Here is a 17,622-nt window from a genome sequence, read left to right on the forward strand (position 1 = left end):
TCACCCCCCTCTTCGAACAAGTTCTAGAAATTCAGTTCGGTTGTCTATATAGATTCGATAAGCGATAATCATTGTGACTGCACCATCAATTTTCTTATCTTCCTTACCTTGAATCCTAGTAGGCATGATCTCCATTTTTGAATTCGGCGTCAAAGCTGTATTTTCTAAACACCATTTATCAATTGGATTGTCATTATAGATAATCTTCTTGCTTTGTAGATCAGCTTCCACAAGTTTCATGGGTTCCGACATGCTGCCGAATTCTTGTGACACTCGGACGCAATCAAAACCAAACCCATCCATTTCTTTTGCCCAATAGACCGCCGACCATTTGTCGTACCCTGTTTTATAAACTCGGATTCCATAGTCCTTAAATAGCCTATAGAACCACGCTGTCACCTTGCTAAAGTCATTCTCATTACCTGATGATACTTCAATCAAATCTTTTCTTATCCAATCCTCGAACATGGTTCTATCTTCCTTGCTTAAGTTCGCTAATTTGGATTCAGGTATGAAGTATCTTTGAAGCGTGTACTTCTCTGGCTTATCTGGCTTCATCAGAATGACACGAGCACTTGCTAAGTCACCCGACTTTGACAAGTCAACCGCTCCAATTGCAAAGCAATTTCTGAACTCTTCAAGATCGAACGTCTGTTCATTCTTAATATCATCACTTGTAAGCCAAGCGGTTGCATTATTTTGTTTGATATTAAAGTCCTTGGATAGAACAAAAACCCGCTTCGACTTACTGGTCTTTGCTTCCTCTACCATCTGGCGAAGGAAGCGACGTTTTTTAATGACTCCAAGTCCCGGATTTGATTTCACCCATGAACTTTCATCCTGCCACACCTCTTGTTCACTGTCTTGCGTGTAAAGCCATATCAACCACCGCGGGCGTTCCAATTCGCCGTTTAAAACCTGTCTGGCTTCTTTTAAACGACCATCCAAGTAACCATCATTCACAACCCCTTCCGTTGTCAATTCAAAATACAAGGGTTCGTCTTGTGTCGAAAGAGCCTGTCGAATAGGCATAATTGATGTGTCGTCCTTTAATTCATGAACTTCATCCACTGAGGCAACTTTAATATTGCGTCCTTCTTTTGCTCCTGTTTTTGCAGATATCTTTCGTATGCTGCCTTTGTTGGCATAGCTAAACTTCCCTTTTTTCTTTATCTTTTTGGGATTACCAAAGAAGATTCCCTTAATATTTTTTCTTGTCACTTTCGATAACGTCGGGCTTTCTTCCCTCATCGCGTCAATAGCTTGGAACATGAGATCGGCTTGCTCATAATCATTGCTTGAACACAATATCTTTGTTCCAACTTCACCACAAAAAAACTCCGACAAATCTATGGCGGAGACTAGCGGCGTTTTTCCATTTTTGCGAGCAACCAAAAATAGGACTTCTTGATAAAGTCGAACGTGCTGACCGACCTCATCGTCGTAAATAAGAAAGCAGTATATCGCTTCAACGAATGCTTTTTGAAATAATTCGAGTTTGAACGGCTTTCCTGCAAATGGCGCTTCGAAGTGTCGGCATTCTGATTCAATGAATTTTATACGTTTTTGAGCCTCTGTAAAATCAATCTTGATTTCAGGATTGTCAAAGTGAGTTAACAAAACATCCAGCATCATCATCAGCTCTTCGCCAATAATAATTTCACCTGATTTACACTTACTGATATACTCCAATAGATTGGAGTGTGCCAAATAAGTGCGCAACCTTTGCGTCATTCGTAATCACTCAATTCATCTTCATCATCCATCGCCACTTTGTTTAATACGCCATTAAGCGTCTTGATCACAACAGAGTAGGAATTCAGATTTTTCAGGTACTGTTTTGCGGCTTCTGTTGGCTTTTGCATTTCTGGGTGGTTCGGATGAATCTTCACCATCCCGATCTGGGTAAGGACTCCTTTTAACACATAATTTTCAGCCTTTAGAAAAGCAGCATCTTCAATCAACCCCTCGCACAACTTGGATTGGGAAGGGTCGACATCTTGGAAAATCTCGTGCAGCTTCTTCAATTCTTGTGCATAAACTTGGATTTTTTCCAACGTTCATTTCCTCCCAACGAATTTCAAAATTTTAAGCGTGTGTGAAATTTGTGTCCCCTATACGGTTATTAGTAGACACACAAAAACCCCCAGAAGGGGGGGCTAGTTATTACTATAAAAAAATTAATTTTCTTCTTTATTCTCAGTTCCTATCGAGCTAGTTGTTTCTATTAGTTTATTTCTTTTAATTTTCTTTAATGCTAAGGTGCTTTGCATTAAAGTCAAAGCCAGCACAGAAAGTAATGGGATAGCTGTCAAAAGTACAAGTACCGCTCTTACTTGATCATTAATGTTTGCAATCTTATTCAGCTCATTCAACCTATCTAAACTAATATATGTTGTAGAAATAATTGCAAATAATGTTGTCATTATTGCTAACGTAAGACTTAAATACTTCGAAGATACGGTGTTGGTATTGGAAATACTCACTACTGTTTGGATTTCTTTATCGTTTTGTATATCAATTTTTTCTTGTTCTCTGTATACATTTATCAAGGTGTTAGCATAATTCTTCTTCTGTTCATAAGAAAGAAATTGTGACTGCATAATTTCTGTTGTGATTAAATCAATTACAATTTTAAAATCATATAAATCGATTTGATTTATCTTATGCTTTGTTGCAATCGCCCTTGAAACTGTCTGATAAAGTTTAATATCAAATGAAGTTTCATCTGTTACCATCGGCTTTAGCGAGTTAAGGACTTCTGCATTAGCTAAATTTATTTTTTCTTTATATATTTTCTTATTTTTCTTACTAACAAAAAAATCAGTTATGAAATACACAATAACACCACTAATTATTCCACCAATAATGCCTACGAACCACACGTTGTTTAATAAAGACATGCTGACCCTCCGTATTTTCTATATCGGAAATCGCCAAAAAACGGATTTGTCAAATTACGACCACTTCCTTATCCACCATTTTACAGCTAGTCAGACTTATGGACAATATTGTTCAAACCACTTTTCGATATATTTCTTCCATTCGGTCTTCCTATACCGCCTGTCCTCGTCTTCCTCCAGCCGCGCGAAACATTCATCAATGGTCGCGCTACAGAAGATCAAGTCAGCGCCTAAATCATTTGCCAACCTCTCGCGTTTGAACTTGTCCGCATGACCGCCGATAATCCAAGCATTGTTCCACTTGCCCATCCGTGTCTTGATATTGTCGAGCAGAAGGTTATGAACAGCGATAACATTTGAAAATAGGTTGTCTGGTTTATCATAGAAAGACAATCCTGATATCGCTTCATAAAGGCGATCCATATCCACAATCAAATCCCCTCGCTTCATCTGCTGATGTACGAGTGCAGCCTTACCACTAAATGGCGCGCCGTATACCATGAACACTTGCTTCTTGCCTTGATGACCGAATCGATTGTGTTCGATATTGTGACAGTCATAGCATATTAGCTCGACATTTTCAGGATTCAAGCTGATAGTATGATCGTGCACATTCTCAGGTGTCAGCTCAATGATGTGATGACCTATGATGTCAACAGGTCTCAAGATTACTTCTTTACAACGCTCGCAACAGTTCCCGCGCTCAAGAATCAAATTTGCTCGGAATGTACGCCATTCTTTACTGGCATAGAAGCTTTGAAGAATAGCAAACTTCGCCATATCTTCACCACGCCTTCGAATTGATTAGTTTTACATCTGCTCTCAGCTTCTCGATGCGAACAAGCTGTTCTTCCCTGTCCAATTCCTTGCGGTCGATTTTCAAGAGTAGTTCAATAAGCTTTGCTTTCTTATCCTGAACTCTCGTTAGCGCATCCTCAATAGCAAGGATACGTTCAAGAACCTGTGGAGTTTTAACCTTCCTTGCTACTTCTTTAAAAACAGGCTGAGTAATCTTCATGTGTGTTGTCTTCCCATTATCATCAATGACGGTAATGTCTGTCTCATCATCCTTGATGAGCGCACTTTCACTTACAACAGAACTTGAATCCCAACCTTCATTAATCTTATTGATTCTTTCAAGCATTCGACGCTCGCGAAGCTCAAGGAAACGTATCTCATTTTCAACTTGCTTCCGCGGGTCTGTCTCAACTTGCATCAGCTTTATTTGCTCCGCAGGATCGAGCATATCTGCCCAAATGGTTTCATACATCCCATGTGTGACAGCATTCTTATTCCTTGGCGGTGCGCCTCCACCTTTATTCCCTAAAGCGTTCTTGTTCCCATAGGGTGCTCCGACTGTTGGGTTTGATCTGTTTTCCCAATCATCAACACTCTTCCATTTCCTAACCAAAGAAGGGTTGATTCTCAACTTATTAGCGATCTGTGACGGTTTCATTGTACGACCGCTATCACACCAAATCTTGAAAGCTTTCCTCCTTAATGGACTACGTTCCTTTGCCATATAGCACCAGCCCCACCCCCGAAAAATAGTGAATTGAGTTTGTTTTCACGTAATCATTACGATTAACCATTATTTAGTAATTATAGATTGCGCGACGTCGAGCGATTTTAATGCTGAATTCCACTAATTTATGTTAATTGAGTGCATCACAACATATATAGAGTTGCACTCGCAGAATATGAAGAAATATTGATATATCAAGCTATTTTTCACTTTAAAAAGTTGAGTGCTACATAATACGTTTTTTTGAATAACTCAAGCGCAATACAGCCTTATCCATAGCATCCTGAGTAAGCCCTAAATACATCAAAGTTATAGCTTGGGTGCTATGGTTGAACATGTGCATTAGTAACGCTATGTTTGTAGGGTCTTGCATATAAAGATGATACCCCCACGTTTTACGCATCGTGTGGCAACCTATTTCAGTAAGATTGAATTCTTTCGCTGCTGTGTTGAGCATCTTATATGCTGTTGAACGGTGGATAGGACTTCCCACTTCACCGCTTATGGTCTTTTTCTGTCGACTCGCAAACAGATATTCATCATCGTTCATATCAGCAATATATTGTTCAAGTACGTCCTTGATATCTGGATGGATAATGAATTTCTTGATTTTCCCTGTCTTGCCCTCTCGAATAGTGATGTGAGTCTTGTTCCTCACTGCGCCAGCCGTTAAGGAAAGCAAGTCAGTAACTCGTAAGCCACTATAAATACCAAGACAAAAGAATAAAAAGTTCCTTACACTCTGATTCCAAAAATATTGTTTAAGCCCCTCGATGACTCTTACATCTCTGATCGGTTGAACAAACTTCATTTCTGATCACCTACCGTAATGCAAATGAAGGGTTTGGAGCAAAACTGTTTCGATCCTTCCCATTTTCCCCATACACAGCCCTTGCACATAATAGGCTGTGTAGGCTCCTTGTATAGAGGGACGACTTTCTTTTTACGTCTTCCTGCCATGTCTCCTTTCACCTCGATTCCTTGGAGGTTCGGATTCACGATAGGCGGTAATTCTGACCAACCAATTAATGATTTTCATCATGACTCCACACCCTTTCATGACAATATAAAAAAGCCGCTGAATAATCAGCGACTAAATTTAGTAAAGTAAATTAGTTTAATACCACCTTGTTCATCAACTATTTTGCAATCTTTTTTTTGAATTACGAATTCGAGCTTCCTCTCTCTCTTCTCTGCTTAAATTATTGTTCTCAGGTACATCTTCCTTAATATTGCTCTTGAATAAAATAAGCATCATAACTAATACAATACGCATGGAAGATGGGAGAAACCAAAAAATTGTGAATTGCCACAGGATAAAAGGCAAGATAATATCAGGTTTATCAATAAATGGATACATAACTCCCGAAGCAATCACAGTTATAAAACCTAAAATAACAGTTTCGGATAGATAATATGCGAATAATCTCTTCCCTCGAACCTGAAATATGTGCTTTACAATATCAGAATCCTTAATGCTAACTAAAATCCCCATAAGTGCTGCGATAAATCCCACGAGTATAGACGAAAAAGTAATTGTCCCATCTATAATTTTTTCAAAATTATCGATTTTCGAATTAAATCCATAACTGGTTGCAATACTTGTGAACAAAACTGCAATAAGGAATGGAAATGAAACCTCAAGGAATACCAACAGTTTTTCCTTCACACAGAATCATTCCTTCATTAAGTAATCAAGTATTTTTCTTTTTTTATTATTCTGATGATAAATTTCATGCATTTTTTCGGCTATAGCTTCATGACTTAACGTTGTTCTTTTTTCCATTTGAAAACTTCCAAAGTCATGAGTTTTCTTAGCAAACAAATCAACAATTTCAACCGCAGTATCATCTGTATATTTATAATGCAACTCAGCTTTTTTCATTAAACCATTATCCTGATTGTCCATGATATCTTGAATTGTATCAATCATTGTTTGTGAATCTAGTGATTTATCCTTTGTTCTTCCCACCGAAATAACCACTTCACCTGTTACACCTTCAAACTTTCCAAAATTATTTAACATCGCAATTACAGGTCCATTTCCTGCTGGTTTTTTTGAATGTATGTCAGCAAATTTAAGATGAATCTTTCTAAACTTCTCTGCTTTTTTTACATTTTCGAACATGCCTTTCGGTGCAATTGGTCTTAAATGAATTGTTTCTTCCTCATTATCCCATAACCGATTTAAGTAGAATTCAACACCACTTGGTCCCAAACTTGATCGGTTTCGTTGCAACATAAGAATGTGATGATCCTCATCATATAATGCGGTAACCTCATTCCCAATATACTCATCATCATCTAATTCTAATGGTTCTACTTTTCCATCTAATTTACCCTTTGAAGGAATATTGTCCCCTAATCTTACAAAATGTAAAAAATAATAATTGAAATCGTCATCGAACTGAGCTTTTTCTAATCTTGCCTTTTCAGAATAAAAGTCATACGTTCTATCAATTAATGCGTTGATCTTGTTTGCTTTATTGATCCATCGAACTAAGTCAAATAATTTATCTTTGTTATTCGTTGAATCTTTAGTTCTATAAACAACCTCATAATATTCAAATCTCACATTTTTATATTTCATCATTATCCCTCCTGATATGCCACACTTCGACACCAAGAAGAGTTTTCCTTCAATGTGAAATTAAAGTATTTATGAATAATTCAATTGAGAACGACAAATTAAAGCGAATATACAGGCCGTTTTATCTTCTAATTCTTTATTTAAAAAGCACAAAAAAATAATTCAAATGTCGGATAGACAAGAAGGATTAGTAGGTTCTAAGGCGAAGTTTGTAGATACTCACCTAATTATGTCAATGATTGGAGTTGATGCAACGATCTTGAGTTGTTGATTCTCGCTAATTCTTCTATTGTCCTCATCAACCTCTACAACTACAAGATCACCTTCGACCAAATTATCAGATTGCCCCATGATAACTTCATATGCCCTACCATTCTTCATTATAAGTATGTCACCTATTTCAATCATTAAATTTCACATCCTTACGGGAGGTTTTTTTATGACTGTTGATAAGTTAGTGAGAAAAAGTGAACTCGTTAAATTATTAGATACTTCTGACGAGTTCGAAAAAGCTGTCTACGACAATTTTTCCGGTGATGAATACTCAGATTCACAAGAATTCATGAACATAAGCGGCATCAAGAATATATATGATTTGTTGATCCCAACAAAAAAATGGACAAAGGAAGATTTTACAAAAGAATCTCGTGCAATTTCCATAGCTGGTGCAGAATTAGATGAAGATGGGAATTCACAACTTATTATTTCATTAGATGATGTAAAAGATGCATTTATTACCACAAGCGATGCAGTAAACCAACTATTTGCTCCTGTGAAAATGAGTAACTATGCTAAATTTCTTATTGAAGATCAAGACCATGAGCATTTTCCTATGTTATTAAGCAACTTTGATTATTGGTTCAAAGGTATTAATGCGGAAGAAATGGTTTTAGTTCGTACTGTAATTGAAGATGGGAAAAGAATTGTGAGATGTTTCGCTACACCATCATACAGACCTATCGATAACCATGTCCTTCTATACATTGCTTTGTGGGCACTTGAACAACTTGATGTTAAATTTAGACTTGCTTTAGCTCGTATTGATCATTCGAGTATGAAACTAGATTTCGTGTCCGAAGAAGATATTGTACTAAAGGGAATTGGAAAACTGAGTTATGGATTTACACTAGTTAACAGTGAATCAAAAGAAAAAACGGTAGGTTTTCATCCAACATTTGAATTAACTAATAGCGACAATACTTCTGCAACATTAATAATGGATAAACCAATTTCGATAGTTCATCGTGGTAAGTCAATGGATCCTATCATCCATAAACTAACGGAAATTAACGAAATAAAAAGCCATCTCAAATGGGTTGTAGAAGTAATAAAAATCGCGCATACTGCTAAAATAGATGATATTTTTGCTTTTAAAGTTCAACAAGCCATAATAAAAATAATTGGTCCTAAAGAATTTGGTCAATTCGCATCGACATTCACTGCAATTTCAAGCAACAACACTATTAACCTCCTTCAATTCTTTGGACGATTAAACGAAATGAAAGTCGCGGACGAAGATAAAGCAATTAAAGTAAAAGTGTTATTTTGGAAATTCCTTGAACAATATAAAAAAGACATAACTTAATGGTGCAATTAGCCGCCTCTAGTAGAGGCGGCTACCCTTCTAATTTTAAAATTTTATCTTTCATATATAGGTGGCAACCGTAGGGCAAAAAATGAACTTAAAAAAATAGACTGCATTGAAGCTCCGCTTCTATCTTTTGCGCGGCTCTGTCTATGTAGCTTTGAACCGTGCTTTTGGATACATCCATTTCTAATGCAATTTGACTCAATGAGAAACACAATCCTTTATGCAACGTATAGGCTTGTCTCTCCTGTACAGTTAAGGTAGATAGCGCCATATCAATTTGCAACCTTCCAGATTCAGATATGTTTGTATAACTCCCGCAACCTGAAGGAGCTGCGTAAGATTGCATCCATAATGGATCTAATGGTGTAGTGCGCTGCTGCACCGAACGACGGTGTATACCTCGTCGATTCTCAGGGTGATGCCCTTTCTTTAAATAATCTATAGAAAATTGCGTACTCGAAATCATTTCGCCAATTATTTTGGCATCATCCTCATCAGGCGCTTGCTCTTTCGCCTTTACAAGAATCTTCATCGTCTTCTTGTACTCTGGAATCAAGTCCTGCATACCGTTCCTCCTCGATGACTAGGACATCATCAATTATTTTCATTTCCATTTGCTTTAACATGTCATACCTCCCGATTTTTGATAGCTCCGATCATGAACTTGCAATCTTCACCATTGATGACCAAGGGCGAATCCGCACCCAAGAACCCTAGTTCTGTCTTATCTGTTGAAGCTGCTTTGATAGCGTGGATAAGATGGGTTGAGTCATAAACAACTTTTAACTCTTGCCCATCGGTTTCAGCGTGAAGGATGTCAGTAACATCCCCCAATTCATTGCGAGCAGCTATTCCTATACCGTCAACTTTGGTACTCAAGAACACTTCTTTTGCTCCTTTGGTGTTGCTCTTGTCTGCTGTAATTGTTGCTAGTTCGACCGATTTTAAGAGTTCATTAGAATCTACCTTGACTGTGCAAACCGTTTGCTTATCAAGCAACTTTAATACTGCTGGATAATTGCCGTTGAGCGTTCGTGTATATAGGATGTGAGTATCTGTAGCAAACACCCCATAATTATCTTTAATGGAAAAACTCACTTCCCCAACATCAAGGATGCCTTCCACCCATTTAAGGTGTTCCTTTGGGAGAATTGCCTCAAATTGTTCGTCTGAGGGAAGTTCAATCCTGAACATGGCAAACTGTTTTTTATCTGTGCCCGTGAATGTCAATTGATTTCCAGAAGCACAAATATGAAGCCCTTTTATAGCGTCTGGAACCTTTTCGTATTGTATTGCATGGTTAGTCTTCTTGATCGCTTTTCGCATTACTGAAGCTGGTATTGTAAAGAACCATTGATCAGGTTCTTCTATCTCATGCGTGAATGTATCGTCTAAAGTTGCAATGGACACCTTGGCACTTTCACCGATTACATATAACTTTTTGTCCTTCGTCTGAAGCTTGATTATGTCCCCTCTTATTTTAGAGAGGACATCATACAAGATGGTACATGACACGGTTACTCGTCCTTGGTCTTGTACTTCGGCTTCTATAGTCGACTTAGTAATGACCGTGTCATCTGAGCTGATTAGGTAAATTTTATCGATGGCGTCAATATTCAGAATTGCTTTTGGGAAAGACATGCATTTCAAAGTTTTTAGCAGATGGTGTTTGTTAGCGCTGCATTTCATTTCGTTCACTCTCCGTCCAATACTCGTCTGGAACAGAATATACATTGGGCTGAGTATCCCAAACTTCTAGCTTCAAGCCTTCTTCATGAAAATTCTCCAGCCTGAAAGTGTAAATCACATCTGAGTTATAAATACTTCTTACTTCGATTTTGTCGCCCATCCAGTCAGAAACTCTCCCTTTAACATCACATTTATCGCCTTCTTCGTCTTTCCCAGTAACAAGTACAATTCGATACAATAAATCAGGTCTGAATACCCATGCTTTAACGGCTAGATTTCTCATGATATGAGTCCCTCCATTTATGAAATATAAGACCGTACGTTCGGCAAAATGGATGCAATGAATCGTCTCAGTGTAGATGCACCGAGCTAGCTAGCAATATCTACGAATTTATTGAAGTTCTTTAAGTAAGCCATTTCGATTAAGCCCGTTCCCGTGTTCCGTCCTTTAGCAACGTTCACTTCAACAATATTTTTCTTTTCTGAATCGGTGTTATAGTAATCATCCCGATATAGGAATATGACCATGTCAGCATCATATTCAATCTTTCCTGATTCCCTTAAGTCGGACATCATCGGTCGCTTATCTTGTCGCTGCTCTACACTACGACTCAGAGAACTGATGACTACGATAGGGCAATCATTCTCGCGGGCAATCTCCTTTAACTTTCCGCTGATATAGCCGACTTCTTCAGTCTTGCTGCTGAAATTCTTCCCTCCATGAATCAACTGAAGGTAATCAATAAACACTATGATTCTTCCGTGCTTTTTCTTGAAGGCTTTTACCTTGGACGCAATCTGACTGATGGTAGCACTTGGCGAGTCGTCAATGTGTATAGGCATATCTGCGACGATTTGACGAGCCATTGTGTACTTTCCCCAATCTTGGTCGTTGAGGTTCCCTGTTCGAATCTTGAAGCTATCAATATGCCCTACAGCAGAAATGACACGCTCTGAAACTGGCACATCCGGCATTTCTAGACTTATGATTCCTACAGCATCGACCGTCCCTGATTTTGCGGCAGCGATTGCGTCATTAAGCATATAAGCCGTTTTACCTACCGAAGGACGAGCTGCAACAATAATTAAATCTTGCTTTTGATACCCGCCTGTTAATTTGTCCATCACTGTACTTGCAGTCTTTACACCCGTAAGACCCTTCATTTTTTGACGCTCGGCTAATTTATCTTCGTGATCAACCAGCACGTCAGACATCGGCCTGAATGTTCGTTCTGGCTTCGTCTCATCCGCGAGACTCTGAACACTATCCAACACAGAACTGATAAACTGTTCATTGTCTTCGCTATATCGACCCTCACGAAATTTAGCTTGTAGTGTTTCGAGCATCTTTCGTTTCAAACTCAAGTCCTTTATGATCTCTTCATAATGTTTGAAGTTAGATACGGAAGGAACGCTTTCCGCAAGCTTGGATACATACGAAACGCCGCCGACCTCTACTAAAGAGTCACCAAGCTCTTGCGATAATGTAACAAAGTCAATGGGCGTTCCTTCTTCATGCAGCCGTGCCATTCCTTCAAAAATGACTTTGTGCGAAGCGTAATAAAAGTCATTTGCATGGAGCTTGGTATGATCCATGTAATCAGGTTTTAGCAAGATGCTGCCTAAAACGGATGTTTCAGCATCAAGGTTATAAAATTCACTGTGCATGCTGATCCCTGCCTTCTGGAAGGTAAGCTTGAGCGTTCCAAGTGTCTAGCAGCTCAATACGTTGCTTTGTCTCCTGCATTCTACGATTTGCAAGCATCTGCCCCCGATCTTCTACAATCTCCGCGATTGTTGGCGGATACTTGCTCGTTAACATGTGGCGGTGAAGGTTATGGGCTGCAATGCTGTAATCAACATCCTTCAACATCGTTTCCCACAACGCGATATACTCATCAGTTATTTCTACCGTCTGGTAAGCCGTTGATACTAGCGAAAGCAAATGCATCACCTGTTTGGGACTCACGTTCAATCTCCCCCATTCGTTGTTGAAGACGAGCCTTGTTGTTCTGTGAACGGCTGCCGCCGCCCTTCGTTAAAACCTTGCTTGTTGGAGATGGCTGATTTCGGTAGGCTTCAAAATGTGTTTCCGTGAATAACGTTTCAGGACGAAGATACTTTTCACGGTCAGTACCCTTCCACTCTGCAACTTTCACATCAACCACATATTTAAAGTCTTCTAACGTTCTTCCCTCGCCCAACCTAGCGCTAATTAACTTGATTGTGTTCTTCGTCTTCGGACTAAAGTTTTTGCCTGCTTTATCGTTGAGATGGTTGACTATCTCGACAATGTATTTATCTTTACTGTCTTTAATACTGTATTTAGAGCGCTCGGAAGCCGCGCCACGACTGGCTTTTTTGGGGGTCGGACTTACCTTTTCAGTAAGTTTTGACTTCCCTTTTCGGTAAGTTTCTTCAAAATCGTCACTTGTTGAACTTACCGAATCGGTAAGATTGGTATTTTCAACAACTTCCCGAATCGGTAACTTTTCTTCACTTGAAATCTCACTGTTTTGGTAAGTCTCTACTTCGGATTCACCAGTCTGACAACTTACCATTTCAGTAACTTTATTCGCTTGTTTAACTTCCTGTTTTGGTAAGTTAGAAGCTTTTGAGTACTTACCGTTTTGGTAAGTTTCTTCATTAGCTGAGCTTACCGAATCAGTAAGTTTTCGCCTTTTGGATGATTCTATGTTGTCATGAAGGATCGTCTTGAATATTTCTTCATCCCATCCCCTAACGGGTGAGACTTGCCATAAATGACAATCTTCGTTGAATCGGTACTCGCTGCCATTACGTGAGATTACCTTGCACTCGGTAAGAATCTTCAATTCCTTCCCTATATGCCCCTCACCCACGCCACAGATGGCAAAATACTTTTGCTTGGAGACAATCGCCACATCTTGTTGACATCCGTAAGACAAGCGCCATAAGAACAGCAATATATCCTTTTGACGCTTGGTAAAATTGCGACGGATGACCTCGTCCCATATCTTATTGGCGATCCCAACATATCCAGTCTTCATCCGTCGCCAACTCCTTGCCTATTGCTTGATAAAAGAATTAACATTGTGTACAATAGCAATAACTTATTTTTGCTTTGAACCTGAACCCTTTGCAGAGGGTTCTTTCTTTTTGTTGCGGGGAACCGTTGGAATGAAATCCACGCCTTCGGGCAATGTCTCACTATATCCAATAATCACACCCTGTTCATTGCGTTTCACCCACATAAGCTCCTGCATCCACGGTCTAGCCATACTTGCGCCCTCCTCTGGTCTCCAAGACCCAATATAATTGATTACTTCTAGAACACTTGCTTGGTCAATCTGATGATAAGATTCCACATTCCATTTTTCCCTGACTGCCCTATGTAGCTGCTGGAAATATGGTTCTTTGTCCTGCCCTTCTCTAGCAATAGCATAAACACGTTCCGCAATAGCTCTTTGAATACGCTTCTTAGCTCCGTCACTCAACATTTGATTTAGCTCCTTTTGTGTATTAAGCAACTCATTCGCTGTAGGGTGTCTGCTACGGCGTATTACAGATGCACAGAGCCCTGCATACAGTGACCAACCAGCCGAATCCGTCTTTTCGAGAATCCGTGATAACGGAGCTGGTTCGAATCGCTCACCGTTTAAAACCTCAATACAATCATTCGTGTTTAGCTCAACCAGCTCGCCATCGTCGAGCTGTAATGATACTTGGCCAGCTTCAACTACCAACCGACCTGATAGCACTACTACATTCGATTTACGTTGCTTTTCCATCCACTTGTTTGCTAGAACATCAATTTGAGTTCTGTTCATATTAATTTTCCTTTCTTGTAATTGTCTGGATCATTTCCCCTTCACTAGATAAAATGAAAGTGTGCGATAATCATATTCTCGAAAGGAGGCTATAAATTTGAATGATAAAGAGATTGCTAAAGAAATCATTATTAAGATGATTGAAAATGACTGGATACCTCGCAATGAATTTCCCAAAGCTACGACTGTTGCAGATTGTGTTGCCGAAGCCTATAAGATTATTCTCAATGCAGTGAAAGAAAGTTGATTTCCTTTAAAGCCTTTATTGCCTCTGCAAGTGCTTGTACCCTTGCTGGTGATATAGGCTTTCCTTTTAACTCCCGACTTAATGCTTCCAAAGCCAACTTCAAAGCGTTTTCTACCATGAAGCTTCCCCCTTTCTCACGAACTAAAAATTTGACTGAACCTTTTTTCCAAAAAGTCTGCCATCTTTGTAGCTTGGAAAGCCCAGTTTTGACCCTGAGCCTTTGGGTAAAAGACAAATCCCCCATTCTCACTGTCAAGAACAGCTCGAAACTTAGTGGGATATAGAATGTTTTCTTTAATCCAAACACTTTTTCTGTTGATTCGTTCTTCTAAGTCCTTCATGTTCCAATAAACGCCAGTAAGCTCATTCGCTTTTAAACCTTCATACTCAACCTTATGAATCAACACCATGTCATCAGGAATGGGGATCGTTAGTTGAACATTTAGACTCTGCATGTTCGTACCTTCCCTTTCACTTTTCCTTATGTTTCATTTTCGAAACCTCAGGGCGTAAAAAATACTCATCTGCACTTATCTCAAATGTAGCGCAAATGATCCTTAATTCAGATACTGAAAAATCACCACCTGTTCCGTTTAGATTTTGATTCAATGCAGATGTTGATTTATTCAATAATTTTGCTAATTCATTCTGTTTTACACCTGTTTCGTTTAAAAATGCCTTAAACTTAGTGTATGGAGTATGTCGGCGTAAAATCTGTTTCAAATTCTCACCCCCTTGGTTTCGAATATGAAACCTTGGTTCAAGAATAACCCTGTGTGGTTTCAAAGTCAATAACTTTTTTAGCGTTCTTCTAAATAAATGTTGCGTTTTTGAAACCTCATGTGTAATATACTGTTTAGATATATCTAAATTAAGGGAGATTAAAAATGACATACTCAATAGGTAAAGTGATTAAAGAGTTGCGTATACAACAAGGTCTTTCTCAAGATGATTTGGCTGAAAAACTTAATTCTAGATTTGGATCTTCAATAAATAAAGGCATGATTTCAAAGTGGGAAAATGGCTTAGGAGACCCTCGTTTGGAGACCGTACGTCATCTGTCGCTGTTGTTCAACGTTTCCTTAGATCATCTATTGGGCATTGAAAAGAAGGATGAAGAAACCAATACAATCGCGGCCCATTTTGAAGGCGAAGACTATAGCGAGGAAGAGATGCAGGAAATACTGGAATATGCGAAGTATTTAAAAACTAAGCGGAAATGAGGATCGTCACTTGCTCGACAAACTCCTAGATGATGCGGAATTATGTGGTATTCAAATTAGGGAACACAATTTCAAATCCTTAAGGTTAAAAGGACTGTACACAGATAGTGTCATTACCCTTAATAAAGCAGCTATTTCCACTACGGCAGAATTGACATGTGTACTTGCCGAAGAGTTAGGTCATCATTTTAAATCCGCGGGGAACATACTTGACCAAAAAGACATTAGCAATCGAAAACAAGAGTTACGCGGTAGGGAATGGGGATACGGCTATTTGATTCCTTTAGAATCTTTCATTAACGCACACAAATACGGCGTGAGGAATAGGTATGAATTGGCTGAGTACCTTAATGTAACTGAGGAATACCTTGATGAAGCAATAAAGAGGTATGAAGAGAAGTATGGTCTATATGTTCCTGTCGGAAAATATACCGTTTGTTTTTCACCCTTTGGTGTAATTGAATTATTTGACCTTTAATAAACCTTTACGCTTTCCAGCCGAAAGGCTGTTTAACATACATAATAACCGAACATACGTTCTGTAGAAGGGAGTGAATTACAATGGCTAGCTTCACGAAAGTGGGGAAATCATGGCAGTACTCTGTCAGTCAGATGGTAAATGGTAAATACTCACCGATTCGAAAAAGCGGGTTTAAGACAAAAAAGGAAGCTCAAATAGCTGCTGCTGAAGTTGAGGCAGATTTAAGAAAAGGCTTAGTACCTCAACAAAAACCAATACCCTTCCCTGACTATTTCAAGGATTGGCTAGAGCTATACAAAAAGAAGGGTGTGGTGAACAACACCTATGAACGTTACCTAAATACATTACAGACACTTCAAGAATATTTCCTTGCTACTCCTCTTCAAAGCATCACCAAACGGCAGTATCAGGCTTTTTTGAACAGATACGGCGAAACTAGAGCTAAGGACACCACAAGGAAACTCAACACTCACATAAGAGCTTGCATTAGAGACGCTGTCGATGAAGGAATCATCAGAGTTGATTTTACACGTGGGGTTATTTTGACTGGTGGTACTGCTTCGAAGAAGCCTGAAGAAAAGCACTTAAGCTACTTTGAGAGCAAGCGTTTATTAGGGGAACTGAACAAGAACCTCAATACATTAACCAAACATCTCATATTGTTAGCGTTAGTATCTGGACTTCGTTTTGGTGAATTAGTCGGACTCACAAAAGAGGATTTTAACTTTAAGACGAATGAACTAAGAATCAATAAGACATGGGGCTACACCAAAAAGATGCATACAGGGTTCGGACCGACAAAGAACCCACAGTCCAATAGAGTAATTAAGATTGATGCAAAAACCATGAAGATATTTAAGGAACTGTTCACTACGTTGCCAGATACACCATACGGATTAGTTTTCTATAGTCCTCAGTCAAAATACATGGTAATCAGTAACGGTGCAGTCAACAAAGAATTAAAAAGTATATTAACTAAAAGCAAAATCGAGCCTATCAGCATCCACGGTTTAAGACACACACACGCAAGTGTGCTATTATACAAGAAGGTATCGATTTATTATGTATCCGAAAGATTAGGACATGAAGGCATTGAAACAACACTCAGCTATTACGCTCACATAGTTAAAGAGTTACGCGAACAAGATGTGAAGAGTACTATCAAAATTTTTGGCTCAATGGTTGGGTAATCTACTAGGCCATTCTACAAAAATTCTACAACTGAAAAACAGTAATTGTTGATATATAAGGGTCTGTTAGCTTTTTTCAACGTCCTCCTGGGACGCCATTAGAATTAATTTGACAGACTTCGATTGCTGATACAACGCCGTGAATTCCTTTACATAAGGATTCAGGGCGTTTTTAGTATTTACACATTCCTTATTAAGGATGAAACAGAACAAAAAAGTAGATTCTTTCTACAAAAAATCTACAACTGTTATCCCCTAGAAAGCAGTCTTTTATGTGCTGCATATTATAGTTTATAACGGTTATGTATATAGGAAGCTTTATTATATCAATCTACAACAATCAGCCAAGCCAAAAAAGCCGCGAGAATAAATCA

General features: G+C 38.8%; 24 protein-coding genes. 5 read left to right on the forward strand and 19 right to left on the reverse strand.

What is annotated here, in order from left to right:
- The 9 genes from B9Y93_RS22585 to B9Y93_RS22625 form a co-directional block, all read right to left on the reverse strand.
- Positions 1-1,710, reverse strand: coding sequence for a terminase large subunit (locus B9Y93_RS22585; protein WP_206110195.1), 1,710 nt, complete (start codon positions 1,708-1,710; stop codon positions 1-3).
- 20 nt (positions 1,711-1,730) lie between these two features.
- Positions 1,731-2,057 carry a hypothetical protein gene (locus tag B9Y93_RS22590; RefSeq protein WP_085498537.1) on the reverse strand — a complete coding sequence of 109 codons (327 nt, stop codon included), beginning with the start codon at positions 2,055-2,057 and terminating at the stop codon, positions 1,731-1,733.
- A gap of 123 nt (positions 2,058-2,180) precedes the next feature.
- Entirely contained in the window at positions 2,181-2,903 is a 723-nt protein-coding gene (locus tag B9Y93_RS22595) for a hypothetical protein (RefSeq protein WP_085498539.1), read from the reverse strand.
- A gap of 96 nt (positions 2,904-2,999) precedes the next feature.
- Positions 3,000-3,683, reverse strand: coding sequence for an HNH endonuclease signature motif containing protein (locus B9Y93_RS22600; RefSeq protein ID WP_085498541.1), 684 nt, complete (start codon positions 3,681-3,683; stop codon positions 3,000-3,002).
- 4 nt (positions 3,684-3,687) lie between these two features.
- Positions 3,688-4,425 (reverse strand): phage terminase small subunit, encoded by a 738-nt coding sequence (gene terS / locus B9Y93_RS22605; protein ID WP_085498543.1) that lies wholly within the window; start codon positions 4,423-4,425, stop codon positions 3,688-3,690.
- Between the two features lie 229 nt (positions 4,426-4,654).
- Positions 4,655-5,239, reverse strand: a complete 585-nt coding sequence (locus B9Y93_RS22610) for a tyrosine-type recombinase/integrase (protein WP_085498545.1) — start codon at positions 5,237-5,239, stop codon at positions 4,655-4,657.
- Between the two features lie 324 nt (positions 5,240-5,563).
- Positions 5,564-6,097: a hypothetical protein gene (locus B9Y93_RS22615; protein WP_085498547.1), complete on the reverse strand. Its 534-nt coding sequence runs from the start codon at positions 6,095-6,097 to the stop codon at positions 5,564-5,566.
- A gap of 6 nt (positions 6,098-6,103) precedes the next feature.
- Positions 6,104-7,021 carry a DUF6731 family protein gene (locus B9Y93_RS22620; RefSeq protein ID WP_244903540.1) on the reverse strand — a complete coding sequence of 306 codons (918 nt, stop codon included), beginning with the start codon at positions 7,019-7,021 and terminating at the stop codon, positions 6,104-6,106.
- Positions 7,022-7,237: 216 nt separating this feature from the next.
- Positions 7,238-7,426, reverse strand: coding sequence for a hypothetical protein (locus B9Y93_RS22625; RefSeq protein ID WP_085498551.1), 189 nt, complete (start codon positions 7,424-7,426; stop codon positions 7,238-7,240).
- Between the two features lie 31 nt (positions 7,427-7,457).
- On the opposite strand from B9Y93_RS22625, the gene B9Y93_RS22630 reads away from it, so the two are divergent.
- Complete coding sequence (locus B9Y93_RS22630) at positions 7,458-8,603, forward strand: hypothetical protein (protein WP_085498554.1); 1,146 nt, start codon at positions 7,458-7,460, stop codon at positions 8,601-8,603.
- Between the two features lie 97 nt (positions 8,604-8,700).
- Here the strand turns inward: B9Y93_RS22630 and B9Y93_RS22635 are convergent, their stop codons facing one another.
- The 7 genes from B9Y93_RS22635 to B9Y93_RS22665 all read right to left on the reverse strand — a co-directional run bounded on the left by B9Y93_RS22635 (position 8,701) and on the right by B9Y93_RS22665 (position 14,107).
- A complete protein-coding gene (locus B9Y93_RS22635) occupies positions 8,701-9,174 on the reverse strand; it encodes a sigma factor-like helix-turn-helix DNA-binding protein (RefSeq protein ID WP_085498556.1) in 474 nt (157 codons plus the stop codon).
- 62 nt (positions 9,175-9,236) lie between these two features.
- Positions 9,237-10,298, reverse strand: coding sequence for a DNA polymerase III subunit beta (gene dnaN / locus B9Y93_RS22640; protein ID WP_176229008.1), 1,062 nt, complete (start codon positions 10,296-10,298; stop codon positions 9,237-9,239).
- Positions 10,282-10,581: a hypothetical protein gene (locus B9Y93_RS22645; protein WP_085498560.1), complete on the reverse strand. Its 300-nt coding sequence runs from the start codon at positions 10,579-10,581 to the stop codon at positions 10,282-10,284. Before B9Y93_RS22645 ends, dnaN begins: the two co-directional genes overlap by 17 nt.
- A gap of 86 nt (positions 10,582-10,667) precedes the next feature.
- Positions 10,668-11,966 (reverse strand): replicative DNA helicase, encoded by a 1,299-nt coding sequence (gene dnaB / locus B9Y93_RS22650; protein WP_085498563.1) that lies wholly within the window; start codon positions 11,964-11,966, stop codon positions 10,668-10,670.
- The gene (locus tag B9Y93_RS22655; RefSeq protein WP_139829213.1) at positions 11,956-12,267 is read right to left on the reverse strand and encodes a replicative helicase loader/inhibitor; all 312 of its coding nucleotides are present in this window, start codon (positions 12,265-12,267) and stop codon (positions 11,956-11,958) included. Before B9Y93_RS22655 ends, dnaB begins: the two co-directional genes overlap by 11 nt.
- Entirely contained in the window at positions 12,197-13,327 is a 1,131-nt protein-coding gene (locus B9Y93_RS22660; protein WP_085498567.1) for a conserved phage C-terminal domain-containing protein, read from the reverse strand. Before B9Y93_RS22660 ends, B9Y93_RS22655 begins: the two co-directional genes overlap by 71 nt.
- Before the next feature lie 63 nt (positions 13,328-13,390).
- Entirely contained in the window at positions 13,391-14,107 is a 717-nt protein-coding gene (locus tag B9Y93_RS22665) for an ORF6C domain-containing protein (RefSeq protein WP_085498568.1), read from the reverse strand.
- Between the two features lie 97 nt (positions 14,108-14,204).
- On the opposite strand from B9Y93_RS22665, the gene B9Y93_RS24720 reads away from it, so the two are divergent.
- Complete coding sequence (locus B9Y93_RS24720) at positions 14,205-14,354, forward strand: hypothetical protein (RefSeq protein WP_176229009.1); 150 nt, start codon at positions 14,205-14,207, stop codon at positions 14,352-14,354.
- On the opposite strand, the gene B9Y93_RS24725 is transcribed toward B9Y93_RS24720, so the two are convergent.
- From B9Y93_RS24725 to B9Y93_RS22675, 3 genes are read right to left on the reverse strand one after another with little or no spacing between them, the layout of a single operon-like run.
- Entirely contained in the window at positions 14,332-14,472 is a 141-nt protein-coding gene (locus B9Y93_RS24725; RefSeq protein ID WP_176229010.1) for a hypothetical protein, read from the reverse strand. The genes B9Y93_RS24720 and B9Y93_RS24725 overlap by 23 nt on opposite strands.
- A 16-nt stretch (positions 14,473-14,488) precedes the next feature.
- On the reverse strand, positions 14,489-14,809 hold the full coding sequence (locus tag B9Y93_RS22670) for a DUF771 domain-containing protein (RefSeq protein WP_085498570.1): 321 nt from the start codon (positions 14,807-14,809) through the stop codon (positions 14,489-14,491).
- A 16-nt stretch (positions 14,810-14,825) separates the two neighbouring features.
- Positions 14,826-15,077, reverse strand: a complete 252-nt coding sequence (locus tag B9Y93_RS22675; RefSeq protein ID WP_244903541.1) for a helix-turn-helix domain-containing protein — start codon at positions 15,075-15,077, stop codon at positions 14,826-14,828.
- Positions 15,078-15,241: 164 nt separating this feature from the next.
- On the opposite strand from B9Y93_RS22675, the gene B9Y93_RS22680 reads away from it, so the two are divergent.
- The 3 genes from B9Y93_RS22680 to B9Y93_RS22690 all read left to right on the forward strand — a co-directional run bounded on the left by B9Y93_RS22680 (position 15,242) and on the right by B9Y93_RS22690 (position 17,248).
- A complete protein-coding gene (locus B9Y93_RS22680) occupies positions 15,242-15,577 on the forward strand; it encodes a helix-turn-helix domain-containing protein (protein WP_085498572.1) in 336 nt (111 codons plus the stop codon).
- 10 nt (positions 15,578-15,587) lie between these two features.
- On the forward strand, positions 15,588-16,055 hold the full coding sequence (locus tag B9Y93_RS22685) for an ImmA/IrrE family metallo-endopeptidase (RefSeq protein WP_139829214.1): 468 nt from the start codon (positions 15,588-15,590) through the stop codon (positions 16,053-16,055).
- 83 nt (positions 16,056-16,138) lie between these two features.
- Positions 16,139-17,248 carry a site-specific integrase gene (locus B9Y93_RS22690; RefSeq protein WP_085498574.1) on the forward strand — a complete coding sequence of 370 codons (1,110 nt, stop codon included), beginning with the start codon at positions 16,139-16,141 and terminating at the stop codon, positions 17,246-17,248.
- Positions 17,249-17,622: the final 374 nt, after the last annotated feature.

Source organism: Paenibacillus aquistagni, from assembly GCF_900177815.1.
Classification (GTDB): Bacteria; Bacillota; Bacilli; order Paenibacillales; family Paenibacillaceae; genus Paenibacillus_B; species Paenibacillus_B aquistagni.